19 protein-coding genes and 1 pseudogene are annotated in these 24922 nt (G+C 70.9%); 8 read left to right on the top strand and 12 right to left on the bottom strand.

What is annotated here, in order from left to right:
* The first annotated feature begins 44 nt into the window (after window positions 1-44).
* The 5 genes from K7G19_RS04835 (at window position 45) to fahA (ending at window position 7022) form a co-directional block, all read left to right on the top strand.
* Window positions 45-446, top strand: coding sequence for a helix-turn-helix domain-containing protein (locus tag K7G19_RS04835; protein ID WP_226106064.1), 402 nt, complete (start codon window positions 45-47; stop codon window positions 444-446).
* A gap of 467 nt (window positions 447-913) precedes the next feature.
* The gene (locus tag K7G19_RS04830) at window positions 914-1873 is read left to right on the top strand and encodes an MBL fold metallo-hydrolase (protein ID WP_149316223.1); all 960 of its coding nucleotides are present in this window, start codon (window positions 914-916) and stop codon (window positions 1871-1873) included.
* Window positions 1874-2128: 255 nt separating this feature from the next.
* On the top strand, window positions 2129-4189 hold the full coding sequence (locus K7G19_RS04825) for an FAD-dependent monooxygenase (RefSeq protein WP_370639481.1): 2061 nt from the start codon (window positions 2129-2131) through the stop codon (window positions 4187-4189).
* 72 nt (window positions 4190-4261) lie between these two features.
* Window positions 4262-5590 (top strand): homogentisate 1,2-dioxygenase, encoded by a 1329-nt coding sequence (hmgA, locus tag K7G19_RS04820; protein WP_226106062.1) that lies wholly within the window; start codon window positions 4262-4264, stop codon window positions 5588-5590.
* A 151-nt stretch (window positions 5591-5741) separates the two neighbouring features.
* Entirely contained in the window at window positions 5742-7022 is a 1281-nt protein-coding gene (gene fahA / locus K7G19_RS04815) for a fumarylacetoacetase (protein ID WP_226106061.1), read from the top strand.
* A gap of 249 nt (window positions 7023-7271) precedes the next feature.
* On the opposite strand, the gene K7G19_RS04810 is transcribed toward fahA, so the two are convergent.
* The 9 genes and pseudogenes from K7G19_RS04810 to K7G19_RS04770 form a co-directional block, all read right to left on the bottom strand.
* Window positions 7272-7727 (bottom strand): hotdog family protein, encoded by a 456-nt coding sequence (locus K7G19_RS04810; RefSeq protein WP_226106334.1) that lies wholly within the window; start codon window positions 7725-7727, stop codon window positions 7272-7274.
* 62 nt (window positions 7728-7789) lie between these two features.
* Entirely contained in the window at window positions 7790-8599 is an 810-nt protein-coding gene (locus K7G19_RS04805) for a beta-ketoacyl synthase chain length factor (protein WP_226106060.1), read from the bottom strand.
* A complete protein-coding gene (locus K7G19_RS04800) occupies window positions 8596-9894 on the bottom strand; it encodes a beta-ketoacyl-[acyl-carrier-protein] synthase family protein (RefSeq protein WP_226106332.1) in 1299 nt (432 codons plus the stop codon). The genes K7G19_RS04805 and K7G19_RS04800 overlap by 4 nt, the downstream gene beginning before the upstream one ends.
* 125 nt (window positions 9895-10019) lie before the next feature.
* Entirely contained in the window at window positions 10020-10991 is a 972-nt protein-coding gene (locus tag K7G19_RS04795; protein WP_226106059.1) for a class I SAM-dependent methyltransferase, read from the bottom strand.
* Window positions 10988-11842, bottom strand: coding sequence for a polysaccharide deacetylase family protein (locus tag K7G19_RS04790; protein WP_226106058.1), 855 nt, complete (start codon window positions 11840-11842; stop codon window positions 10988-10990). Before K7G19_RS04790 ends, K7G19_RS04795 begins: the two co-directional genes overlap by 4 nt.
* Window positions 11839-14874, bottom strand: coding sequence for an MMPL family transporter (locus K7G19_RS04785; protein ID WP_226106057.1), 3036 nt, complete (start codon window positions 14872-14874; stop codon window positions 11839-11841). Before K7G19_RS04785 ends, K7G19_RS04790 begins: the two co-directional genes overlap by 4 nt.
* On the bottom strand, window positions 14871-15539 hold the full coding sequence (locus K7G19_RS04780; protein WP_370639480.1) for a LolA-related protein: 669 nt from the start codon (window positions 15537-15539) through the stop codon (window positions 14871-14873). Before K7G19_RS04780 ends, K7G19_RS04785 begins: the two co-directional genes overlap by 4 nt.
* A 119-nt stretch (window positions 15540-15658) precedes the next feature.
* Window positions 15659-16612 (bottom strand): acyl-CoA synthetase, encoded by a 954-nt coding sequence (locus tag K7G19_RS04775; protein ID WP_226106055.1) that lies wholly within the window; start codon window positions 16610-16612, stop codon window positions 15659-15661.
* A pseudogene (locus tag K7G19_RS04770) lies at window positions 16609-18647 on the bottom strand (AMP-binding protein). The gene K7G19_RS04775 and the pseudogene K7G19_RS04770 overlap by 4 nt, the downstream one beginning before the upstream one ends.
* Before the next feature lie 302 nt (window positions 18648-18949).
* Between K7G19_RS04770 and K7G19_RS04765 the strand changes: the two are divergent.
* The 3 genes from K7G19_RS04765 (at window position 18950) to K7G19_RS04755 (ending at window position 20953) form a co-directional block, all read left to right on the top strand.
* Entirely contained in the window at window positions 18950-19210 is a 261-nt protein-coding gene (locus K7G19_RS04765; protein WP_006577304.1) for a phosphopantetheine-binding protein, read from the top strand.
* Window positions 19210-19980, top strand: a complete 771-nt coding sequence (gene fabG, locus K7G19_RS04760) for a 3-oxoacyl-ACP reductase FabG (RefSeq protein WP_226106053.1) — start codon at window positions 19210-19212, stop codon at window positions 19978-19980. The genes K7G19_RS04765 and fabG overlap by 1 nt, the downstream gene beginning before the upstream one ends.
* A gap of 184 nt (window positions 19981-20164) precedes the next feature.
* Window positions 20165-20953: a glycosyltransferase family 2 protein gene (locus K7G19_RS04755; RefSeq protein ID WP_149316214.1), complete on the top strand. Its 789-nt coding sequence runs from the start codon at window positions 20165-20167 to the stop codon at window positions 20951-20953.
* Between the two features lie 261 nt (window positions 20954-21214).
* Here K7G19_RS04755 and K7G19_RS04750 read toward each other — a convergent pair whose 3' ends face one another.
* The 3 genes from K7G19_RS04750 to K7G19_RS04740 form a co-directional block, all read right to left on the bottom strand.
* Window positions 21215-21373, bottom strand: a complete 159-nt coding sequence (locus K7G19_RS04750; RefSeq protein WP_006577307.1) for a DUF3309 domain-containing protein — start codon at window positions 21371-21373, stop codon at window positions 21215-21217.
* Between the two features lie 229 nt (window positions 21374-21602).
* Window positions 21603-22466, bottom strand: coding sequence for an NAD(P)-dependent oxidoreductase (locus K7G19_RS04745; protein WP_226106051.1), 864 nt, complete (start codon window positions 22464-22466; stop codon window positions 21603-21605).
* Window positions 22467-22616: 150 nt separating this feature from the next.
* The gene (locus tag K7G19_RS04740) at window positions 22617-24827 is read right to left on the bottom strand and encodes a sodium:proton antiporter (RefSeq protein ID WP_226106049.1); all 2211 of its coding nucleotides are present in this window, start codon (window positions 24825-24827) and stop codon (window positions 22617-22619) included.
* Window positions 24828-24922 lie beyond the last annotated feature (95 nt).

The raw sequence follows: 24922 nt of genomic DNA, 5'->3' as shown, positions 1-24922 counted from the left end.
AATGCACGTCCGCGCACTTTCTTTTTTGGTGACTGGAGACCGATATGAACAGTACAGCCGTGCCACGAGGCGCTAGCGAACCGTTCCGGCAACTGCGGGCATTGCGCCGAGCGCGCAAGCTCAAGCAGGAGGACGTCGCCCGCAAGGCCGGGATCTCCCGGGAGGCGTATCTGCGCGCGGAGTCGGGCCAGGCCGATCCGCGTATGTCTACCTTCCTGGCCGCCTGCGAGGCGCTCGGTCTGGAGGTGGTGCTTGCCCCCCAGCATCTGGCGCAGGACGTCAACGCCTTCATCGCCAGCCGCAACGGCGGCGTGACCGCGGCCTCGATGGCCGGTCCGGCGGGCGGCGCATCGGCGTCCTCGGCTTCGTCCGCCTCCCCGGGCGGCGGCACGTCCGGCGCGGGTGGCATGGGCACCCCGCAGGGCGAAGGCCACAAGCCGGTCTGATCCTGTCATCTTCCCCTTGCGGCCGGCGTTCGTCCGGCCGCTGGTTTTAGCGCCGCGCGGCCTCCCACCGCATCCGGCGTGACCGGGCGCGTTCGTCCAGGTGCCTTCGTCCGGGGGCCTTCGTCCAGGCGCCTTCGTCCGGTAGCACTTCCGCGTTCCCCTTCTCCGCCGTTTCTCCCGCGCTTCCGGTTCTCCGGCAAAAGCCGCCGTGTGCACATCGCCGTGCCGCCGCGGGCCCTTCACGTCTGTTCCCGTCGCCTTCCTCTACACCGCTGCCGGCTTTTTGGCCGAATCCGGATTGACACCTTTCGTATCGCTGATTACGATTCGGTAAATTCGTTTCACAATACGTAATTCATCGGCTGGCCGCGCGTGATGCCGCGCCATGCGGCCTATGCTGGGAAATGCGCGCCGGCAGGCGCCGAACCACAGCCCAGACAGCACCAAGCAGAACGGAGACAAGGCCCATGTCCAAAGCCTTTGCGTCGCAAGCCGACCTCGAAGCGAAGCAGGTCACCTTCACCAGGCTGTCCGACAACGCCTACGCCTATACCGCCGAGGGCGATCCGAATTCGGGCGTGGTGATCGGCGACGACAGCGTGCTGATCGTGGACACCACCGCCACGCCCGCGATGGCGCAGGACCTGATCGCGCGCATCCGGACCGTGACCGACAAGCCGATCAAGCACGTGGTGCTGTCGCACTACCACGCGGTGCGCGTGCTGGGCGCGTCGGCCTATTTCAGCGAAGGCGCGCAGAACGTGATCGCCAGCCGCGGCACCTACGAGATGATCGTCGAGCGCGGCGAGGCGGACATGAAGTCCGAGATCGAGCGGTTTCCGCGGCTGTTCGCCGGCGTCGAGACCGTGCCGGGCCTGACGTGGCCGAACCTGGTGTTCGAGCGCGAGCTGACGCTGTTCCTCGGCAATCTGGAGGTCAAGATCCTGCATCTCGGCCCCGGCCACACGAAGGGCGATACCGTGGTGTGGATTCCGTCGCAGAAGATCCTGTTCTCCGGCGACCTGGTCGAGTACGACGCGGCCTGCTATTGCGGCGACGCGCAGCTCGAGGAGTGGCCGGCCACGCTGGACGCGCTGCGCGCGCTGCAGCCGCAGGCGCTGGTGCCGGGACGCGGTCCCGCGCTGACCACGCCGGAGCAGGTCGACAAGGGCCTCGCCTACACGCGCGATTTCGTCAGCACGCTGCTGCAGCGCGGCCGCGAGGCGGTGGCGCAGAAGCTCGACCTGAAGGGCGCGATGGCGCATACGCGCGCGGCGATGGACCCGAAGTTCGGCCACGTCTTCATCTACGAGCACTGCCTGCCGTTCGACGTGGCGCGCGCCTATGACGAGGCCAGCGGCATCAAGCATCCGCGCATCTGGACCGCGGAGCGCGACAAGGAAATGTGGGCCGCGCTGCAGGACTGAACCCCGGCGGCATGCTGGCCGCCGCAGTTCGCGGGACAGCGGGCGCGGCGGCGGGATGGAGACGACATGGAAACCCCAGCTCAGGCAAGCGAGAACGATCCGGCAAAGGACCGAGGCACGGATCCGGCCCACCACGCGGCCCGCACCTTTGCTTACCGTCGCTGCGCGGAACAGCAGGCGGGCGTGCAGGCTGGCGTGCAAGGGGGCTTGCAAGGGGATATGCAACCCGGCGTGCAACCCGGGGTGCAAGCGGATGTGCAAGCGCCGCTGCGGCCCGTGGTCGTGATCGGCGCCGGTCCCGTCGGCCTCGCCACCGCCATCGACCTGGCCCAGCAGCAGGTGCCGGTAGTGCTGCTCGATGACGATTGCACGCTGGCCAGCGGTTCGCGCGCGATCTGCTTCGCCAAGCGCACGCTGGAGATTTTCGATCGCCTCGGCTGCGGCGAGCGGCTGGTCGACAAGGGCGTGCGCTGGCACGTCGGCCGCGTGTTCTTCGACCAGGAGCAGGTCTACAGCTTCGATCTGCTGCCCGAGAGCGGCCACCATCGTCCCGCCTTCATCAATCTTCAGCAGTACTACGTCGAGGGCTACCTCGTCGATCGCGCGAGCGAACTGCCCGGTCTCGAACTGCGCTGGCGCCATCGCGTCAGCGGCCTGCGGCAGGAGGCCGATCGGGTCGTGCTGACGGTATCGACGCCCGAGGGCGACTACACGATGGCGGCGCGCTACGTGGTGGTGGCCGACGGCGCGCGCAGTCCCGTGCGCCAGCTGATGGGGCTGCAAAGCCAGGGCCGGACCTTCCGCGACCGTTTCCTGATCGCCGACGTGCGCATGGCCGCCGGCTTCCCGGCCGAACGCTGGTTCTGGTTCGATCCGCCGTTCAACCGCAATCAGTCGGTGCTGCTGCACCGGCAGCCCGACAATATCTGGCGCATCGATTTCCAGCTGGGCTGGGATGCCGATCCCGAACAGGAACGCCAGCCCGAACGCGTGCTGCCGCGCCTGCGCGCGCTGCTCGGGCCGGACGCGCAGTTCGAGCTCGAATGGGTCAGCGTCTACACCTTCTCGTGCCAGCGCATGGAGCGCTTCCGCCACGGCCGCGTGCTGTTCGCCGGCGACGCGGCGCATCGCGTCTCGCCATTCGGCGCGCGTGGCGCCAACAGCGGCGTGCAGGACGCGGAAAACCTGGCGTGGAAGCTGCGGCTGGTGCTGGCCGGGCTGGCGCCGGACGCGCTGCTCGACACCTATGCCAGCGAGCGCGAATACGCTGCCGACGAGAACATCCTGCATTCGACGCGCTCGACCGATTTCATCACGCCCAAGAGCGCCACCAGCCGCGTGTTTCGCGATGCGGTGCTGCGGCTCGCTCGCCAGCATCCGTTCGCGCGCCAGCTGGTCAACAGCGGCCGGCTGTCGACGCCGACCGTGCTGACGCCGTCGCCGCTGAACACGCCCGATACGGCGGCGTTCGGCGGCGCGATGGTGCCCGGTGCGGTCTGCGCCGATGCGCCGGTGCGCGTCATGGGCGAGGAAGGGCAGGGCACGGCAAGGCAGGGAAACGAGGCGCGGGGCGAGGGCTGGCTGCTGCCGCATCTCGGCAGCGACTTCACCGCGCTGGTGTTCGCCGACGCTCGGGGCCTGTCGCCGGCGGCGTGCGCGGCGCTGGAACAACTGAGCGCCGCGCCGGTGCCGGTCAAGGTGGTCTGCGTGATGCCGCCGACGCCATCGACGCAGCCCACGCCAACGTGCTCTCCAACGTCCTCGCCAACGCTCATGGCCACGCCGACGTCAACGCCGACGCCAACGTCAACGCCGATGCCAACGCCGATGCCAACGCCGACGCCAACTCTGCCGCGCGGCGCGGTAATCCTCGAAGACATCGACGGACTGGTCGCGCGCCGTTACGACGGCCAGCCCGGCACCTGCTATCTGCTGCGCCCCGACCAGCACGTCTGCGCACGCTGGCGCCAGGCCGAGCACGACGCGCTGCTGACCGCGCTGCGCCGCGCGCTCGGCATGCTCGACGTGCAATGGCATGCGGCGCCGGCCGAGCCCGAGCCGCCGGCCGCGCAACTCGTCACCGAACCCAATCTCGCGCGGCCGGACGACGTCTACGAGTCGCTGCTGGAGATGCATCGCGATCTGAGCGATGCGCAAAGCCAGGCCGCCAACGCGCAGCTGATCCTGCTGCTGGCCAACCATATCGGCGACACCGCGGTGCTGCGCCAGGCGATGGCGCTCGCGCGCGCCGCCGTGCCGCCCGCGGTCCCCGACCCGCAAGGGGATGCCGCCGTGCCGATTCCGGTGCCGGCGTAAGCCGATCACCCAAGCCCATCCTTCTCCGAGAACCTTTCCGAGAACTTTTTCAGAACCTCTGTCAGGACCACCATGACCCAAGCACTACGCCAAGACACCGACGCCGGCGCGCTGCGCTACCAATCCGGCTTCGCCAACGAGTTCGCCACCGAGGCCCTGCCGGGCGCGCTGCCGGTCGGACAGAATTCGCCGCAGCGCGCGCCGTACGGCCTGTACGCCGAGCAGCTGTCGGGCACCGCCTTCACCGCGCCGCGCGCGCACAACCGCCGCTCGTGGCTGTACCGCATCCGCCCGGCGGCGATGCACGAGTCCTTCGTCAGGATCGAGCAATCGCGCATCGTCAGCCGCTTCGACGACGTCGCGCCGTCGCCGAACCAGATGCGCTGGAGCCCGCTGCCGATGCCCGATGCGCCCACTGACTTCATCGACGGCATCGTCACGATGGGCGGCAACGGCGGTCCGGAGGCGATGGTCGGCTGCGGCATCCACCTGTACCTGGCCAACCGCTCGATGCAGGGCCGCTTCTTCTACAACGCCGACGGCGAGATGCTGATCGTGCCGCAGCAGGGTCGGCTGCGCCTGGCCACCGAACTGGGCGTGCTCGAGGTCGAGCCGCAGGAGATCGTGGTGGTACCGCGCGGCGTGCGCTTCCGCGTCGATCTGCTCGACGGCGAGGCGCGCGGCTATATCTGCGAAAACTACGGCGCGCTGCTGAAGCTGCCCGACCTTGGCGTGATCGGCTCGAACGGCCTGGCCAATCCGCGCGACTTCCAGACCCCGGTGGCCTGGTACGAGGACGTCGAGGGCGATTTCGAGCTGGTGGCCAAGTTCCAGGGCAATCTGTGGCGCGCGAAGATCGATCATTCGCCGCTGGACGTGGTGGCCTGGCATGGCAACTACGCACCGTACAAATACGATCTGCGCCGCTTCAACACGATCGGCTCGATCAGCTTCGACCATCCGGACCCTTCGATCTTCCTGGTGCTGCACAGCCCGTCCGATACCGAGGGCGTCGACAACATCGACTTCGTGATCTTCGGCCCGCGTTGGCTGGCGATGGAGCACTCGTTCCGCCCGCCCTGGTTCCACCGCAATATCGCCAGCGAGTTCATGGGCCTGATCGAAGGCGTCTACGACGCCAAGGCCGAAGGGTTTGCCCCGGGCGGCGCGAGCCTGCACAACTGCATGAGCGGCCACGGCCCCGATGCGGAGACCTTCGCGCGCGCCACCGAGGCCGACACCACCAGGCCGCACCGCATCTCCGACACGATGGCCTTCATGTTCGAGACGCCGACGGTGATCCGGCCCACGCGCTACGCCGCCGAATCGGCCGCGCTGCAATCCGACTACCAGCACTGCTGGCAAGGGCTGAAAAAGCATTTCAACCCGAATCAGCGCTGACGATCGCGCGGCCCGGCATCGCACCACCTATCGCACGTATCGCACGTATCGCACGTATCGCACGTATCGCACGTATCGCAGGTATTGCACGTATCGCACGCAGCGAACGCAGCGACCTCCGAACACAGAACCCGTCCAACGCATTGCATCCATGACCCAAGCCCAATCCTCCCGCAGCTGGATCGAATCGGCCAACGACGCCGCCACCCATTTCCCGCTGCAGAACCTGCCCTACGGCGTGTTCTCGCACGGCTCGCAGGCCCCGCGCGTCGGCGTCGCCATCGGCGACCGCATCGTCGACCTGTCGGTGCTGGACGAAGCCGGCCTGCTGCCGGCCGCGACCCGCGGCACCTTCGCCGCGCCGGTGCTGAACCGCTTCATCGCGCTGGGCCGCCCTGTCTGGCGCGAGACGCGCCAGCGCCTCGCCGAGCTGCTGGCGGCCGACACGCCGACGCTGCGCGACGCCGCCGCGCTGCGCGAGCGCGCGCTGGTGCCGATGGCCGGCGCCCGCCTGTATCTGCCGGTCGAGATCCCCGGCTATACCGATTTCTATTCGTCGAAGGAGCACGCGACCAACGTCGGCCGCATGTTCCGCGACCCGGACAACGCGCTGCTGCCGAACTGGCTGGAAATCCCGATCGGCTACAACGGCCGCGCCAGCTCGGTGGTGGTGAGCGGCACGCCGATCCGCCGCCCGAACGGCCAGATCAAGCTGCCGAACGAGGCGCGGCCGATCTTCGGCGCCTGCCGCAAGCTCGACTACGAACTGGAGATGGGCTTCATCGTCGGCAAGGACTCGGCCCTGGGCGTGCCGGTGCGCGTCGACCAGGCCGACGATTATCTGTTCGGCATGGTGCTGCTCAACGACTGGAGCGCGCGCGACATCCAGCAGTGGGAATACGTGCCGCTGGGGCCGTTCAATGCCAAGACCTTCGGCACCTCGATCTCGCCGTGGGTCGTCACGATGGAAGCGCTGGAGCCGTTCCGCCGCGACAACCCCGAGCAATCGCCCGAGCCGCTGCCGTATCTGCGCCAGTCGGCGCGCAACGCCTACGACATCGAACTCGAGGTCGCGCTGCGGCCGCAGGGCGCCGAGCGCGCCGAGCCGATCAGCCGCACCAACTTCCGTGCGATGTACTGGACGATGGCGCAGCAGCTGGCCCACCACACGGTGTCGGGCTGCAATGTGCGTGTCGGCGATCTGATGGGTTCGGGCACGATCAGCGGCACCACGCCGGATTCGTACGGCAGCCTGCTGGAACTGACCCGCAACGGCAACGAGCCGCTGAAGCTCGCCGGCGGCGTGGAGCGCGGCTTCCTGCAGGACGGCGATGAAGTGGTGATGCGCGGCTGGTGCCAGGGCGATGGCTATCGCATCGGCTTCGGCGAGGTCAGCGGCGAGGTGCTGCCGGCACCGAAGATCGAGGGCTGATCGCCCGCGCGCAGCAACGCCACGCGAGCCGGGCCCGGACTGCCGCGCAGCAACGCCACGCGAGCCGGGCCCGGACCGCCGCGCAGCAACGCCGCGCAAGCCGGCCCGGACCGCCGAAGCAAGGCCACCCAAGCCGGGGCCGGACCGCCGCGCGGGGGACTGGGCCGGCGCGGGCCGCACCGTACCCCTGCTCAATCGGCCGTACCGTACCGCGCCGGACCCAGGCGGACGTACCGTGCCGTGCCGGACCTAAGCGGCCGGCGTGGCGTCCAGCACCACCGCCGCGCGGCCCGTCAGCAGTACGGCGCCGCCGCCACGCAGCGAGAATTCGTAGAGCACCTGTCGATCGTCGCCGCCGATGCGTTCTGCCTCGATCGTCAGCGCCCCCGCTACGGTATCGAGCCGCTCGACGAGGATCTCGACCTTGCGCACGCTGGCCAGATAGCCAAGGCTCGGCGCGGCCGCGGCGCCGGTGCGCAGCAGCGCGCCATGCACGGCCATCGCCTGCGCCGCATATTCGATGCCGCACAGCGCGGCCAGCCTTCCTTCGGCACGCAACGGATGCTCGGGCGACGTGTGGTTGCGTGCCTCGCAGCGGATGCGCTGCGCATTCCAGTCGACCACCTCGTCGAGCAGGCACATCGCGCCGCGATGGGGGATATGCGCGGCGATCCAGTCGCGCCGGACCGGCGTGCCGGGCGGCATGGCGGCCGACGACGCGCCGACGTCGCGGGCGTCGTTGGCGTCGTTCGGGTCGTGGGCGTCGTTCACCGCCATGGCGCGACCTCGACGCGCAGCCGCAGCGGGTCCAGATAATCGAGCACCGCCGTGGTGTCGTCGCCGCGTGCCAGCGCCTGCAGCAAGGGCAGGGCGCGCGCGGCCGGGATGGCGGCGCGCAGCGCTTCCAGCGCGGCATCGGCCATCGGCGTCGGTGTCGGCGCGTCGCCTTCGAGGACCAGCGATGGCCGCAGGCTCGCCAGCGTCACCGCACCCGGCTCGGCCGTCAGCACCAGCGCGAGGCCGAACGCATCGGGAATCGGCCGCGCACTGCGCAGCGGCTCGGGATAGTCGGTGTCGTAGGCGATCAGCACGCAGGGCGAGCCGGTCGCCAGCACCTGGCTGTAGGCATCGAGCAGGCCCGCGGCAAAGCTGCCGTCGTGCGCGCACATCGCGTTGGACGGCGCCATCGCGCCGGTCGCGATGCTCCAGTAGCCGGCCGGTGCGTTGTGCACCGAGTTGTGGAAGCGGGTCGGCGAGATCATGGGATCGTCGCCGGCCAGCGATTCGCAGATCGCGTGATAGTTGTGGCCGTCCGCGCCCGAGGCGCTGAACACGGTTGCCAGCGTGGCGGCATTGCGTCCGCTGGCGGCGATCGCCTGCCGGCCCACTGCGAGCGCGAGCTTGACCGCGGGGCCGGTGCGCCGGCGCTCGGCCGACGGCAGCCCTTCCGGCGCGGGCAACGCGGTGGCGGCGTGCAAATAGGGAGTCTCCGCGCGCAGCACTGCCGCCCCTTGCTGCCAGTCCGTGAGTCCCGGACCGAGCAGGCCGATCCCTTCGACGAACACCGGCGCCGTCATGACCGTGCGCCTTGCAAATGCGCGTCGGCGCGGCCAAACAGCAGGCTGCAATTGGAGCCGCCGAAGCCGAAGGCATTGCTCAGCGCGTAGCGGGGGCGATGGCCGGCATCGACCGTCCCGGTGCGCAGCAGATAGCCCACCGGCAGCGCGGGATCGAGCTCGGTATCGGCATTCCCGCCCGGCAGCCAGCCCTCGCGCAGCGCCAGCGCGCTTATCACCGCCTCGATCGCGCCGGCCGCGCCCAGCGTATGGCCGGTCGCGCCCTTGGTCGAGCTGCAGGGCGTCTTGCCGAACAGCGCGAGCACGGCCTTGCCCTCAGCGGCGTCGTTGCTCGGCGTCGCGGTGCCATGCAGATTGATGTAGTCGATGTCGGCCGGCGTCAGTCCGGCGTCGGCCAGCGCCTGCTCCATCGCCAGCCGTGCGCCCAGTCCGTCCGGATGCGGGCTCGACATGTGATGCGCATCGCTGGATTCGCCGACGCCGCACAGCAGCACCGCGTCGTCGGGCAGCGCCGCCGCGCCGGAGCCTGGCAGTGATTCGGGCAGGGATTCGGCCAAAGATTCGGGCAAAGATTCGGCCAAAGATTCGGGCAACCGTTCCAGCAGCCCGAACGCGCCGCCTTCGCCGATCGAGATGCCGTTGCGCCGCGCATCGTAGGGCCGGCAGGGCTCGGCCGACACCAGCTCCAGCGAGTGAAAGCCGTACAGCGTGGTGTGGCACAGCGAATCGACGCCGCCCACCAGCGCCGCGTCGATCAGCCCGGCCTCGATCATCCGGCGCGCCGAGGCGAACACCTTGGCGCCCGACGAGCAGGCCGACGAGATCGCCGCAGCCGGACCGGTCAGGCCCAGGTACGCGCGCACGAAGGCCGGCAGCGAGAACGGGCTGTGCCGGTGCGCGTAGTCGAAGTCGGGCGGCAGCGCGCCGGTCGCGGGATCGCGACGCCGGTAGGCCTGCTCGGTCTCGAGGATGCCGCCGGTGCTGGTGCCGAGAAACACGCCGATACGGTGGGCGCCATATCGCGCGATGGCCTCGCGCACGCGCTCGGCGAAGCCGTCCTGTTCGAGCGCCAGCCGCGCCAGCCGGTTGTTGCGGCAGTCGAAGCTGGCGAATTCAGCCGGCAGCGGGGCGTCGTCGACGCCGGCGACCTCGCCGACATGGGTGCGCAGCCGCACGTCGCCGAAGCGGCAGGGCGCGAGTCCGCTGCGCTGGGCGCGCAAGGCCGCGGAGGTCGCGGCCAGGCCATGACCCAGGCAACTGGTGACGGTGAAATGGGAGAACTGCAGGGCGGACACGGACGGGGACAGCGGACGATCGGGATGCGTTGCGGCGCGTTGCGGCGCGTCGCCGATATTGCGGGGGCGGCCGGGGCTGCCGGCGTTGCGGTCGGTGGCGGGCACCGATGGGCGGCGCGATTGTATCAAAGCGGCTCCAGCTCGCCGGTGGAGGCCGTGGTGGAGGCCGCGGCGGAGGTCGTGGCCGAGGAGCGTGCCGCCTCCTCTCGGGACGCGGCGCCGGGCTCGGCCTGCATGGCCCGCACGGCCTGCCCCTTGGGCGCGCCCGAAGCATCGAGCGCATCGGCCGCACCGACGGCACCGACCGCCTCGACTGCATCCACCGCATCCACCGCATCCACCGCATCCACCGAATCGAGCGTGCCGACCATCAGCACATTGGCGCCATGCGCATCGCGCGGCAGTGGCACCTCGCGCAGCGTCATGCCCATGCCGCGCAGCAGCGCGCGCCATTCGTCGGCGGGCCGGCAGGTCAGCGGGCTGGTGCGGCCGGCGCGCAGCCACTGCACCACGCGATCGACCGCGCGGCTGTAGCGGGCCCGCCAGCCCGCGCTGGCGTCGCCGACGCGCATCAGCAACCGGCCCCCGGGCGCCAGGCAGCGCAGCGCGTCGCGCAGCAGCGCCTCCTGCGCGGGGCGGTCGATGTAATGCAGCACGTCGAGCAGCACCACCAGATCGCAGGCCGCGGCGACCTCGGCCACGGCGGCGCGGGCATCGGCCTGGCGGATTTCCGCCGGCCACGGGCCCGGCTCGGCCAGCGCGGCGCGGGCGCGCTCGGCGTCGGCCGGCGTCAGCTCGATGCCGAGATAGGAGCGCGGGACCGGCGGCGCCGGCCAGCCCCGCGGCCAGCTGTCGGCATGGCATTGCTGCGCCGCCAGCAGCCAGCTGGCCAGCAGGCCCTGGCCGCAGCCGATATCGAGAATGCGTGCGCGGTCGGGGATCAGGCCCTGTGCCAGCGCGATCGCGAAGACCGGATCGTTGCGCAGCTTGAAGCGGGCGAAATGCACGGCGAACGGGTCGGCCGCGCGGTAGCGGGCGCTGGCCCGCGCGATCAGCGCCTCGCCGGCCGGGCCTGCGGCATCGGTCCACCGTGTCATGCCGGCACCGCCTCGCGCAGCGTCACGTAGCGCAGCCCCGCCTCGTCGATGGCGCGCAGCACACGCGGCAGCACCACCAGGATCATCGGCGTGCCGGCGCGGTCGGTGCCCGGGTTGCCGTCATGCATCAGCAGGATGTCGCGCGCGGCCAGGTCCTTCAGCAGCCGTGCCTCCACCTTGTCGGGGTTGCCGCCGCGGAAGGTATCGAAGCCGCGCCGCGTCCAACTGGCGAGCCGCAGCCCATGCCGGCACAGCGCCGGCTCCAGCAGCGGATTGCGCAGGCCGGCGGGCGCGCGGAAGAAGCGCGGCACCTGCCCGGTCAGTTCGGTCAGCAAACGCTGCGCTTCGCCGACCTCGCGCGTGATGCGGCCCGGGCCGAACGTGGAGAAGTGCAGCCAGTGGTGCTGGGTATGGTTCTCGATCGCGTGCCCGCGGCGCACGATGTCGGCCACCAGGTCGGGATGGCGCAGCGCGCGCTCGCCGATGCAGAAGAAGGTGGCGCGGGCGCCGTGCGCATCGAGCAGGTCCAGCACGGCCGGCGTGACCTCGGGATTGGGGCCGTCGTCGAAGGTCAGCGCGATGCTGTGGCCGGCGCTCGGCGGCAGCCGCAGCAGGTTCGGTCCCAGCAGCGTGCTGCGCGGCCACAGCCCGGCGCCGGCCAGCAGCAGATTGGCCGCGACCACCGAGCCGGCCGCCCAGGGCAGCGTCGCCGGCTGGGCCAGCACCGCGGCCACCGCGCCCAGATGGACGGCGGCCGCGCCGCCGATCAGCGCCGACGGCCGCCAGCTGCGGACCGTGCCCGGCGCGGCGCTCGATTGCGGCCCGGGATAGGAATTGCGCATGCGCGTCATGGTCTTGCCTCCTGATCGTGACCGGCCGCGGTCGGACGGGGCGAGGCACCCAGCATGGCCGCCGGCGCGAACACCGCAGAGAACAGCAGCGCCAGCACCGCGCCCGGACCGACCGTCTGGCCGAAGGCCTGCAACAGCGGCAGATGTGATAAGCCTAGCAGACCGAAGGCCGCCACCGTGGTCAGGTTGGCCAGCAGCAGCGAGACCAGGGTGCGCGGCGCGATCGCAGCGGGTTCGCTCGCTCCGGGCTGGTTCGTCCCTGCCTCGTTCCCTCCAGCTTCGTTCGCCAGGGTCTCGCTCGTTGGGGTCTGGTTCCCTCGGGTCTCGTTCGTTCGGACCTCATTCGCTTTGGGCCGGCTCGCGCCGAGCATGTTACCTGCGGGTTCGTCCGCCCCTGCCGTCCCGGCCGCGCCGTTGAAGAAGAGCGCGTAGTTCGAGCCCACCGCGACCAGCAGCAGCATGCCGACCAGATGCAGCAGCGACAGCGTCTTGCCGGCCAGCGCCAGCGCGGCGATCACGACCAGCGCGGCGGCGGCCAGCGGCAGCAGCGTGGCCAGCACGCGGCGCGGCGAACGCAGCGCCACCAGCAGCAGGATCGCGATGGCGGCGGCCCCGCCCAGCGACAGCCGCAGCGCCTCGCGCAGATAGCCCGCGTAGAGCCGGTCCGATTCGCCCTTCAGGTCGACGAACAGCGCATCGGCAACGCCCGCCCGGGCGATCGCGGCGCGGATCGCCGTGGGTACCGGCAGCGCGGCCGGGCTCTGGCTTGCCGCTGACGATGCGCCGGCCTTGGCATCGGCATGAGCCCCGGCACCAGCACCGGCACCAGCACCAGCACCAGCACCAGCACCAGCACCAGCACCAGCACCAGCGTCGGCTTTGGTGTCGGCACGTGCGTCGGCATTCGGGACGGCATTGGGGCCGGCATTGGGGCCGGCACTGGCGGGGGCATTGGCCTGAGCCGCGGCGCGCAGCGGCAGCGTCGCGGTCCAGCGGCCGCCGTGCTCGGTCAGCAGCGCATCGACCGCCAGCGCCATCGACGTGCCGCGCAGATCGGCCCGCGTCAGCGGTGGCATCTCGCGTACGCGCGCGACCTCGTCGAGGAAGGGCGCGAACAGCGCCGGCTTGACCGGCAGCTCGGCCACCGCGGCCTGCAGCCGTCCGGCCAGTTCGTCCCGGGGCGGCAGCGCGGCTTGCCGCGCGCGCTGCGTGGCCTCGCTCGGCAGGAAGCGCGCCGGGCTGTCGAAGCCGCCGATCACGCCCTGGGCGACCAGCGGCGCCAATTGCGCGCCGACCCGCTCGGCGCCCTGCAGCGCCGCCTGTTCGCTGGCCGCGGACACGGTGACCAGGTAGCGCACGTCCGGGGCGCCGAGGTCGGCGCGCAATTGGGTATCGAGGGCCTGCGCGTCGGCCGGCACCGGGCTCAGCGAGGTCAGTTCCTGGCTCCACAACGGCGTGCGCTGTACGGCAATGAGCCAGACCAGCACGAGCACCGCGCCGAGCACCACGGCGAGCGCCGGCCAGCGCAGCCGCGGCGCATGCGCCGCGATGCGGGCCAGCCGGTTGCCGAGCGGGCGCAGGTCGCGCATGCGCCAGCGCGCCGGAATCAGCTGCGGCAGCACGAAGCGCGTGACCAGGGCGGCGGTGGCCAGGCCCGCGATCGAGAACAGGCCGAGCTGCGCCAGCCCCGGAAAGCCCGACAGCAGCAGCGAGGCGAAGCCGCAGATCGAGGTCAGCACACCCAGGCGCACCGTGGGCCAGAAGGCGCGCGTCCAGCGTTCGCGCGCGGCCGCGGCGGTGGCGCAAGCGCTGGCGGCGGTAGTCGTAGCACTGGCGCCAGCTGCAGCGGTAGCGAGAGCGGCAGCGGTAGTGATAGCGGTAGTGGTAGCACCGGCACCCGCACCCACAGCCGCGCCAGCGGCAGCAGTGCCGGCTTCAGCCGGCGCATCGTCATCCCGGTCCTGCGCGGTCTGCGCGAACAGATAGATCGCATAGTCGACCGACTCGCCGATCAGCGTGGTGCCGAACCCGAGCGTCAGTCCGTGGACCATGCCGAAGCCCAGGCTGACCGCGGCGATGCCCGCCAGCACGCCGGACAGCACCGGCACCAGCCCGAGCGCCAGCGCGGTCGGCGAGCGGTAGACGAACCACAGCAGCGCGACGATCACCGCCACGCCGATGGTCGACAGCCGCTCGACCTCGGCGCGGATGGTGTCGCGCGTCTGCACGCCGATCGCGCCCGGGCCGGACATCACCAGACGGAATTCGCCTTCCTTGGCGCCGGCCTCGGACACCGCCGCGGCAAAGGCCGAGCGGATCGCCGCCATCGCCTGCTCCTGCGCGTCCAGGTCCGAGCCGGGCGCGGCGGTCTGCGCCAGCAGCACCGCGCGGCGGCCGTCGCGCGAGGCCCAGGCGCCGTCGCGCATCGCCGCGCCGTGGCTCGGATCGAGATCGGCCAGCAGCGTCGCCACCTCGCCGGTCGGATCGCGCGGCAGCAGCGGCTTGATCATCAGCCCGGCCGACGAGCCGAGCAGGTCGATGGTGTCGCCGATGGCGGCGCGCAGGCCCGCCTCGGTGAAGCGCTCGGGCGTGACGGCGGGGCTCAGCAGATAGCGGTGCGCGTACAGATAGCGCTGGTCGCGCTCGCGGTTGACCGGCTCGCCGTTGTCGATCGCGGCAAAGCGCGGATCGCCGCGCAGCTTGCCGGCCAATGCCTTGGACAGCGCCGCGCGCCGGGCGCTGTCCTGCGCGGCGTCCTGGGTATTGTCATGCGTGCCGTCCGGTGTCCGGTCATGCCTGCCGCCGCCTTCGATGCCGATCAGCAGCAGCCGCGACACCAGCCCATCGCGCAGCTGATCGACCAGCAGCTGCTGTTCGGCGCTGGGCGCGCGCGGCAGGAAGGCCGACAGGTCGGCGGTGAAGGTGGTGCGCGCCGCGATGGCCGCGCAGGCCAGCACGAAGGCCAGCCAGATCGCGACCGCCAGCCGTGCCGGCAGCGTCCTTCGGTGCAGGCGTTGGCCGGCCGCGCTCATTGGCCGCCGGTCGGCACGATGGTCATCACCGAGCGATCGCCGTCGGCCTGGCGGATCTCGACGCGCTCGAGCCGCTCGCCGGCGCCGTCGATGCGGATGGCGGCAATCGCCGCGGCCATGCGGCTGTCGGACGGCGTCAGCGTCAGCGTCCAACGCTTGGCGGTGCCTTCCAGCGCGAGCCGGTAGTACTGCTCCAGCGCCTGCCGGTTGCCGGCCAGCGTGCCGCGCAGGCTCTCGATAAAGCCCGCGAGTTCGGGATGGTTGCCGAGCGGAATGGTGGTCCTGCGGCCCGCCCGCTCGACCGTCAGCATGTCGCCCTGCACCAGCAGCGTCTCGGGCTTGGGCGCCAGCGTGCGCTTCTCGAGGCGGTCCGGCGCGACGAAGCGCAGCTCGCCGCTCGATTCCAGCGGCCGTTCCAGCATCGCCATGTACTTCTTCTCGACGAAGCGCGCGCTGCCGGCCGGCTGCCGCGCCAGCGTCGCCATCAGCCGGTCCACGCTCCAGGCCGCGTCGGCCCGGGCCGGAGGCGACTTCGTGGAAACCGCGCTGGATGCCGCCGTAGTTGCCGTTGTAGGAGCCGTTGTAGGAGCCGTTGTAGGAGCCGTTGTAGGAGCCGTTGTAGGAGCCGTCGTAGGAGCCGCCGCCGCGGCGCGGGCGAGCGGCAACTGGCAGGCCAGCGCCAGGCAGCACGCCGCGCCGAAACGAAGGCCAAGAGCGGGGGCAAAAGCGAGGGAAGGAGCGTGGGCAGGCAAGCGAAGGCTTTCGAAGATCCAGGTCATCGACATCATGCGTCCGCAGGCGCCCGCGTGGGCGCCTGCCAGAAATCGTAGAAGTTGAACCAGTTGTACGGCGCCGCGCGGCAATGCCGCTCGAGCAGCGCGACGTAGCGGCGCAGCGCGGCGTCGATGGCGGCCTCGCGCTCGGCGGCCGGCGTCGCCGAGAAGTCGGCGATCGTGTCGAAGTGGATGTCGTAGCGGTTGCCGCCGCGATACAGGCCCGTCATGAACAGCACCGGCCGGCGCAGCATCGCCGCCATCCGCAGCGGCCCGGTGGCGAAGGGCGCCGGCGCGCCGAGGAATTCGCACTGCCGCGGCGGATCGGTGGCGAGCCGGGCGAGCGTGCGGTCGGCCAGCAGGCCGAGCAGGTAGCCTCGCTCCAGGTAGTCGCGCGCCTGCAGCATCGCGTCGAGCCGGCCCAGCGGGATCACGTCCTGCCGCACCGCGGGATTGATCGCCGCCAGCACGTCGTTGAGGCGGCTGGCATTGTCCTGGTACATCATTACCGCCAGCCGCAGCGCCGGATAGCGCAGGCCGACCGCGCGCACCGCCTCGAAGCTGCCCAGATGGGCGCCGAACAGGAAGGCACCGTCGCCGCGCGCGATCGCCTGCTGGATGGCCGGCTCGCCATGGACGCGGATATCGAACAGGTCCAGCCGGCCGTTCAGCAGATAGACGCGGTCATGGATCGTCGACGCGAAGGCGAAGCCCTGCCGCATCACGTCGGCAAGACCCGCCGGACGACCGAGCGCGCGCGACAGGAACTGGCGCGAGGTGCGGCGCGCGCCCGGCGAGATCAGCAGATAGATCGCCACCACCGGCCACAGCAGCGGGCGGCTCGCGCGCCGGCCCAGGCGCAGCGACAGCCAGCGCATCACGCGCAGCAGCCGCAGATGGCTGCGCTCGGGCTGGCTGCTCCAGTCGTCGGCCGGCGCCGCGTGGCTCTTGTCCGGTGCCGTCATACCGCCGCGTCGGTCGGGCCGGCGTGGCCCGGCAGCGTCAGCACGCCGCTGGCGACGGTGCGGCCGGGGCCTTCGAGCTCGAAGCGGACCGTGTGGTCGGCACTGTGGTCGGCGCTGTCGTTCGCTTTGTCGTCGGCTTGGTTGCCGGCTTGATGGTCGGCCCGGTCCTGACCCGGGTCCTGGCTCACGCTGGCATAGCGCACCGTGACCGGCTCGTTCGGCACCACCGTCGCCAGGAATTTGACCGAGGCGAGGCGTGCAGGGTGTGGCGGGCGGCCGAGCGCCGCGGCGATGCGCAGCACCGCATGGTCGAGCAACACGACGCCTGGCACGATCGGGCGGCCGGGAAAGTGTCCCGGCAGCGCCGGATGGCCGGCCTCGATGGTGAAGACCCCCGCGCTGTTCATGCCGGTCCCAGCACGGTGGTGGGCGCACGATCGTCGTGGCGAGCGGCCTGGCCGCTCTGCAGCCGCGCCACCAGCGGCTCGAGCAGGTCGCGCGGCAGCTTGCCGGTGGCGTTGCGCGGCAGGCTGTCGACGAAGAACACGCGCCGCGGCAGGAACACCGGATCGATGCGCGCGCGCAGCGCATGCACGATGTCGGCGGCGCTCACGCCCGGCGCGACCACCAGCGCGGTCAGGCGCGCCTCCTTGCCCAGCCCGCCCGCGGGCTCGCCGCGCGGCATGTGGAAGACGCCGTCGATCACGCCCGGGATCGCGTTCAGATGATGGTTCAGATAGGCCAGCGAGGTGCGCTTGCCGGCGATCTTGATCAGGTCCGCCTTGCGGCCATGCAGCAGGAAGCGATGGGCGTCGAGCAATTCGATCGCGTCGTTCAGCGCCACCGGCTGGGGCAGATGGGCGCCGCTGGCGAGCCAGACGGGGCCGTCGTCGCTGTCTTGGCCCTCGTTGCCTTCGTCGCCCGTCGGAACGGTCGCGGTTTCGGCATCGTGCGTCCGCTTGAGCCGCAGCGCCACGCCGGGCAGCAGTTGCCAGGCGGCATCGTGCGCGGTGCGGCGCGTGGCGATGTGGCCGGTCTCGGTGCTGCCGTAGATCTCCAGCAGCGGCGCACCGGTCCGCGCCTCGATGTCGCGCGCCAGCCGCGGCGCCAGCGGCGCGGTCGCGGACAGCAGCCGCGCCAGCGCCGGCAGTTCGACCGGCGACAGCTGCAGCGTGCGCAGATGCACCGGCGAGGCCACCAGCACGCGCGGCGCCGGCACCGCGGCCAGCGCGGCGGCGACGTCGTAGGGGTAGAAGGGATGGGCCGCGCTGAGCGCCACGCCGCCGTGCAGGGCCAGCATCACGGTGCATTCCAGCCCGTACATATGCTGCGCCGGCACGGTGCCGACCAGCGTCGCGCCGGCCAGCGCATCGATGCCCAGCCGGGCCGCGGCGGCACGCGCATTGCGCACCATCGCGCCCCAGCTCTTGCGATGCGGCATCGGCAGGCCGGTCGAGCCGGAGGTGAACAGGTAGGCGAGCGTCCGGTCCGCCGGGATCCGGGGGATCGTGATCGGCAAATCGGCCGCGTCGCCGGCCCGATCCGCGTGTGCGTCGTCGCGCGTGCCTTCGTGCGTGTCTTCGTGCGTGCCCCGCAGCGTCACCCGCATGCCGGGCAGCCCGGCGCCGCTGGCGTCGCCCGCGCTGCAATGGCAGCCGGCGCCGTCGTGCAGGCAGAAGGTATCCGGGGCGAAGGTCGCCAGCTCCCGGACCATTTCCGGGGTGTGCGCCGGCGGCAGCAGGCTGATCTTGTCGGCCAGCAGGCTGGCGCACAGGCCGACGGTGAAGAGGTAGCGATCCGCGCACATATTGAAGACGTGGCGGCCGGCCGGCAGCCGGGAGGCCAGGTCGCGGACGTCGGCGAGGAAGCGCGCCACGGTGACCGGGGCGCCATCCCGGTAGGCGACGATCTGGTCGCTGCGGGTATGCGCGATCAGCGGCAGAGTCCCGGCGGACGGGTTCGCCTCGGCGCCGCCGGCAGGGCGGGCGCTGGAATTCTGTGGGCGCGATCGGCGCGGAATGCGGGACACTGGCATGGCGGCGCGGTCGGGACTTCGGCCTGGCTTCCGGGGAGGGCGGAGACTGCACTCCCGGGCCGGCGGCGAAGCGGTCCGGTCATCGATCTTTGGGGACTATGGCTGGAAGACCCGAAGTGTGGGGGTTCCGTTTCTCGCCGTGGCGGCGAGGTTGTTACCAAATTTCACCCGTATGGAGCGAACCCGATGGGCTTGGTAGCATTGCGCCCGAAGGCGGTGCCGCAGTATACCCCACGGCTTTGCGCACCCCCGGGGCGCCGCCCGGCGGGCCGCCGCGACGATATAACTTACATTTAGCGACAATGACCGATCTCGAAATCGAACTGGCCCGGATGATTCTCGGCGAACTGGACATTACCGAGCTGACGCTGGACCAGGTCACGGCCGATACGCCGCTGTACGGCGAAGGCTTCGGCCTCGATTCGATCGACGTGCTCGAAATTGCACTCCTGATCTCCAAGAAGTACGGATTCGAGCTGCGCTCGGACAATCCGGACAACAAGACCATCTTTGCCACGCTGGGCAGCCTGGCGGCCTACACCGCCGCCAACCGTACCCGCTGATGCCCTCCACGCACCGGACGCCCCGGGCGGCGCCCGCACCCGCCCACAAGCTGGCTCTGGTCACCGGCGGCAGCGGCGCGCTCGGACAGGCCATCTGCCAGACCCTTGCCGCGGGCGGCTGCCGTGTCTGGGTCCATGCCAACCGGCGCCTGGACGAGGCGCAACAGGTGGCCGAGCGCATCCGCGCCGCCGGCGGCGACGCCGAGGCGATCGCCTTCGACGTGACCGATGCCGATGCCACCGAGCAGGCCTTGCAACGCATCCTCACCGAGGGCCCCGTGCAGGTGCTGGTCAACAACGCCGGCATCCACGACGACGCGCCGATGGTGGGCATGACGCGCGAGCAATGGCGCCGTGTCATCGACGTCTCGCTGCACGGCTTCTTCAACGTGACCCAGCCCCTGCTGATGCCGATGATGCGGACCCGCTGGGGGCGCATCGTCAATATCGCATCGGTGGCAGGCCTGATCGGCAATCGCGGTCAGGTGAACTATGCTGCAGCCAAGGCGGGCGTGATTGCGGCCACGCGCTCGCTGGCGATCGAGATGGCTTCGCGCGGCGTCACGGTCAATGCGGTGGCGCCGGGCATCGTCGATTCGCCGATGGCGCAGCCGGCCTTCCCGCCCGAGCGGATCCGCGAGCTGGTGCCGATGGGCCGGGCCGGCCAGCCGGACGAGGTGGCGGCGATGGTGGCCTATCTGGTCTCCGAGGCCGCCGGCTATGTCACCGGGCAGGTGCTGTCGATCAACGGCGGCATGGCGACCGGCTAGGCGAAAGGGACGCGGAGGGACGCGCAGGGACGCTGAGGACGAAAAGCGACGAAGCGGAACGAAGCAAAGGAACCAACCGTACGGCACAAACGTCGAGGAGAAGGGAGCAGTGCGCAGGCAAGGGCCGGCGGACGCAAAGCGCGCCGCGCCGGCCAGGGACAACACATTGATGGAGCACGGCCGCATGACCGAACGTTCGACCACGCATCTGGTGATCATCCCGAGCTACAACCCCGGCCCCAAGGTGCGCGAGGTCGTGCGCGAGGCGCGAGCCCAATGGAACCCGGTCTGGGTCGTCGTCGACGGCAGTACCGACGGCAGCACCGAATGGCTGCAGCAGCAGGCCGAGGCCGATCCCGGCCTGCGCGTGCTGGTGTTGCCGAAGAACCGCGGCAAGGGCGCCGCCGTGCTGCACGGGCTGGAACAGGCCGCCGCCGAGGGCTACACGCACGCGCTGACTATGGATTCCGATGGCCAGCATCCCGCCGCGATGATCGGCAAGATGCTGGAGCTGTCGCGCCGCAACCCGGACGCGATGGTGCTGGGCAAGCCGGTGTTCGACGAGAGCGCCCCGCGCGCACGGGTCTATGGACGGCGCCTGAGCAATGTCTTCGCCGACCTCGAGACGCTGTGGGCCGGCATCGGCGATTCGCTGTATGGCTTCCGCGTCTATCCGATCGCGCCGCTGTGCGCGGTGATGCGGGGCAATCGCTGGATGCGGCGCATGGACTTCGATCCCGAGGTCGCGATCCGGCTGTGCTGGCGCGGCGTGCGGCCGATCAACATCGATACCCCCGTGCGTTACTTCCGCGAGGACGAGGGCGGCGTGTCGCACTTCCACTATGTGCGCGACAACATCCTGCTGACCTCGATGCATATCCGGCTGGTGGTCGGCTTCCTGCTGCGGCTGCCGATGCTGGCGCTGCGCCGCCTGGGCGAGCGCGGCAGCGCGGGGACGAAGCCCGCGGCCTGAGCGGGCCGATTCTCGCCGGGTGTTTCCTCTCCCGAGCGGGCGAGGGCATGGGCAGAGTAGAGGCAGCAACGGCGTCTCCCATGCCGACCCACGCCGACCGACCCACGCCGACCGACCCATGCCCCTCGATACGGCACATCGACGGCGCAAACAAAGAAAAGGCGGTCTCTCGACCGCCTTTTCACCTGCCCGTCGCCCCCTGTCCCCAAACAAGGCGGCGGGCAGGCCTACCGGTACCGCTGCAGCTTGTGCCGCAACGCGCTACAACCTGCCCATGACGACCAGCGCGATCACGATCAGCAGGATCAGGCCAAGCCCGCCGCTGGGCCAGTAGCCCCAGCCGCTGCTGTAGGGCCACGAAGGCAGCGCGCCAATCAGCAGGATGATCAGCACGATCAGGAGAATGGTGCCTAGAGTCATGGGAGGCTCCTTTGCCGAGGGCTAGCCTGGCGGGTTTGTTCGTTGGTCTTGAATACCGTGCCACCCCCTTGGCGCCGTTCGGCCGCCTTGGGGTCCGCTCCCGGTTGCTTCAACGATAGACCCGCGCCACCGGCCTCCCACCCGGTCCGGCGCTGAAAGCCATGTAGGAATCGGACGACGCGCGATGTTTTCGGAAACACGGTGGCGCGTGCCGATTCCGGGCCGATGGCTATCGGCGCAGGCGGCGGATCAGCGACGAGGTATCGTCGCGACCGCCTCCGTCGCGCTGCAGCTCGGCATAGAACTGGTCGACCAGCGCGGTGACCGGCAGCGTGGCGCCGTTGCGGCGGGCCTCGTCCAGGCACAGGCCGAGGTCCTTGCGCATCCAGTCGACCGCGAAACCGAAGTCGAACTTGCCTTCGACCATGGTCGGTCCGCGGTTCTCCAGCTGCCACGAGCCGGCGGCGCCCTTGCTGATCACCGACAGCACCAGCGGCATGTCGAGCCCCGCGCGCTGGCCGAAGGCGATCGCCTCGGACAGCCCTTCGAGCAGGCCGGCGATCGCGATCTGGTTGACCATCTTGGCAAGCTGCCCGGCGCCCGGGCCGCCGATGCGCGTGACCGCGCGGGCGAAGGCCGAGATCACCGGCTCGGCGCGCGCGAACACCGCCTCGTCGCCGCCGCACATCACCGTCAGCACGCCGTTCTGCGCGCCGGACTCGCCGCCGGACACCGGCGCATCGATGAAGTGCAGGCCGCGCGCGTTGGCCTGCTCGTACAGTTCCCGCGCGACGTTGGCGCTGGCGGTGGTGTGGTCGACGAAGATGCAGCCGGCCGGCGCGGCGTCGAAGGCGCCGTCGGCGCCGGTCAGCACCGCGCGCAGGTCGTCGTCGTTGCCGACGCAGCTGCAGACCAGCTCGGCATCGCGCGCGGCCAGCGCGGGCGTGGCCGCCGACTTGCCGCCGAAGCGCTCGACCCAGGCCTGGGCCTTGCTGGCGGTGCGGTTGTAGACCGTGACCTGATGCCCCTTGGCGGCCAGGTGGCCCGCCATATGGAAGCCCATGACGCCGAGGCCGAGGAATGCGACACGCATGACTGCTACTCCGTGTTGTTATCGAATGTGGAAGGGAAAGATCGGTGAGACGCGCTGTGCCGCGCGTTGGGGTGGAGCGCCGGATCCGGGGATGCGCGGCGCGCCAGGGTCATGAGTATACGGGGCGCGTTCGTCCGCCCCGGGGGGCACCTACCGGCCGTCCATGCTCGACGCCCCGGCATCGCCTCCATCGAAATCGGCCGGCGCGACCTCGCCCGGCGCGCGCGGCGCCGGCACCTTGGCGGGCGGCGGGCGCATGCGCGCGCCGTCGCCGAAGCTGCCGCGCAACGGCGGCCGCGCCAGGTTGGCCTCCCATGCCTGCCGGATCGCCCGCGCGATCTGGTTGTAGGCCTCGCGCGAGATCACGTTCTCCTCGCGCATCGCCTGCAGCTCGTGCTGGCCCTTGCGCAGCGCGAACAGCATCAGCATCCGTTTTTCCAGCGCGACGGTGTAGCTGCCGAATTCCTCTCGCATTTCCTGCAGCGCCTGCTCGGCGGCGTGGAAGCGGTCCTCGAGCACGCCGTCGAGCACGGTCGCCATGCGCGCGCCGAACACCGGCGACAGCATCGCGCGGTTGTATTGCCGCAGCCGCTGCAGCACGGTCTGGCGCACGATCATCAGCTCGAAGCGGTCGGCCAGCACGCGCGCCAGCGGCCGGTCGATCGACAGGCGCCGGTGCAGGAACAGCGCGATGCGAAAGCTCTTCTGGTAGTCGAGGATGTGGCGGGCGGCGCGGTTGTAGCCGATGCGGCCCTGTTCGCGCGCGGCGTCGATCATCTGCGCGGTGTTGCGCATCATCGCGTCGAGATTGGCCACCGACACCACGCCGTTGCCGTACTCGGGAATCAGCTCGCTCTCGCGCGTGGCGAGCGTGACCAGGCCGATCGACAGCCGCGCCCGCTCGGACAGCGCGCTGTCGAAGTCGAAATCGGCCGAGCCCAGTTCGATATCGCGCCGGTAATGCGCGGCGACCTCGCGCGCGGCCGACGGCGGCAGGCCGAAGCTGTCGGCCAGGCGATCCAGCGCGCTCTCGACCTCCTCGGTCGACAGCCGGATCGCCTGGCGCTGCAGCGCCAGCTCCTGCGGCGACAGCGCGTCCAGTTCGAGCCGGCGGATCAGCCAGCGCAGCGTGGTGCCGTTGACCAGCAGGCTGACCAGCACGAAGCCGGTCGCCAGGATCGCGACGAAATGGCGCGTCTCGAGCGGCAGCGCGCGGTTCTCGGCGATGCCCAGCGCCAGCACCAGCGTGACGGCGCCGCGCAGCCCGCCCCAGGCGATCGCCAGCTTGTACGCATTATCGATCGGCGCCGACAGGCGCAGCCAGGTCAGCACCGGCAGCAGGCCGAACAGCGTCGCCAGGCGCGCCAGCAGCGCGGCCGCGACCAGCGCCAGCAGCAGCCAGCCGTGATGCGGCGTGACGCCCTGCAGCAGCGCCGGCACCCGCACCGCGGCCAGCAGGAAGACCACCGCGCCCGCGATGCCGGCGAACTGCTCCCAGATCATGCGCAGGTGCCGCCAGTTGGGCGGGTTCAGCCGGGTCGGGCCGAGCGCGCCGAGGGTCAGCCCGGCGCAGACCACGGCGACCACGCCGGACACATGCAGCAGCTGTTCGGCCAGCAGATAGAGCGGGTAGGGCAGCGCCAGCGTCAGCGCGGCCTCGGCCACCGCGAGGCCGGCGAGGGCCGGCAGCAGTTCCGCGAGCAGGCGGCCGGCGATCAGCCCGCATACCATGCCGCCGCCGAAGGCCCAGGCCAGCTCGGTCAGGCCGGCAGCAAGCGTGGCCTCGGCACCGTGGCCGGTCAGCATCGCGATCAGCACGCCGACCAGCGCGATCGCGGCGGCGTCGTTCAGCAGGCTCTCGCCCTCGACCAGCCGGATCAGCCGGGCCGGCGCGCCGACATCGCGAAAGATCGCGATCACCGCGGCCGGGTCGGTGGTCGCGACCACCGCGCCGAGCAGCAGGCACACCACCAGGTTCATGCCGCTGGCCGCCGCGGTGACCACGCCGATCACGCCGGTGGCGACCACCACCGCCACCACCGCGAGCAGCAGGATCGGCGCCGCGTCCGGCAGCATGCTGCGTACGTCGGCGGTCAGCGCCGCATGGAACAGCAGCGGCGGCAGGAAGATCCACAGATAGGCTTCGGGCGGCAGCGAAGGATCGATCAGCGGATGCAGGAAGTGTTCGGCGAACTCGGGCAGCGTGGCGTCGATGGCCACGTAGCCCGCGCCGATCGCGATGCCGATCGCCGACAGCAGCGTCGATTCGGGCAGCCGCAGCCTGGCCGCGGCGACCTGCACCACCGCGACAATCGCCAGCAGCGCGCCGAGCAGGATCAGTACGTCGACGATGATGTTCACGGGCGGGCGCTCCCGGCGCGCGCGGCAAGGCAGCGGCGCGGAAGGAGGAAGGGGAACGGCGAAAACACGGAGCGGTCCTGGCTTGCGGCGAAAGA

It is taken from the genome of Cupriavidus sp. DB3 (assembly GCF_020418465.1).
Taxonomy (GTDB): Bacteria; Pseudomonadota; Gammaproteobacteria; order Burkholderiales; family Burkholderiaceae; genus Cupriavidus; species Cupriavidus cauae.
The sequence above is the reverse complement of the archived record's forward strand: the minus strand, read 5'-3'. Positions and strand labels throughout refer to the sequence as shown.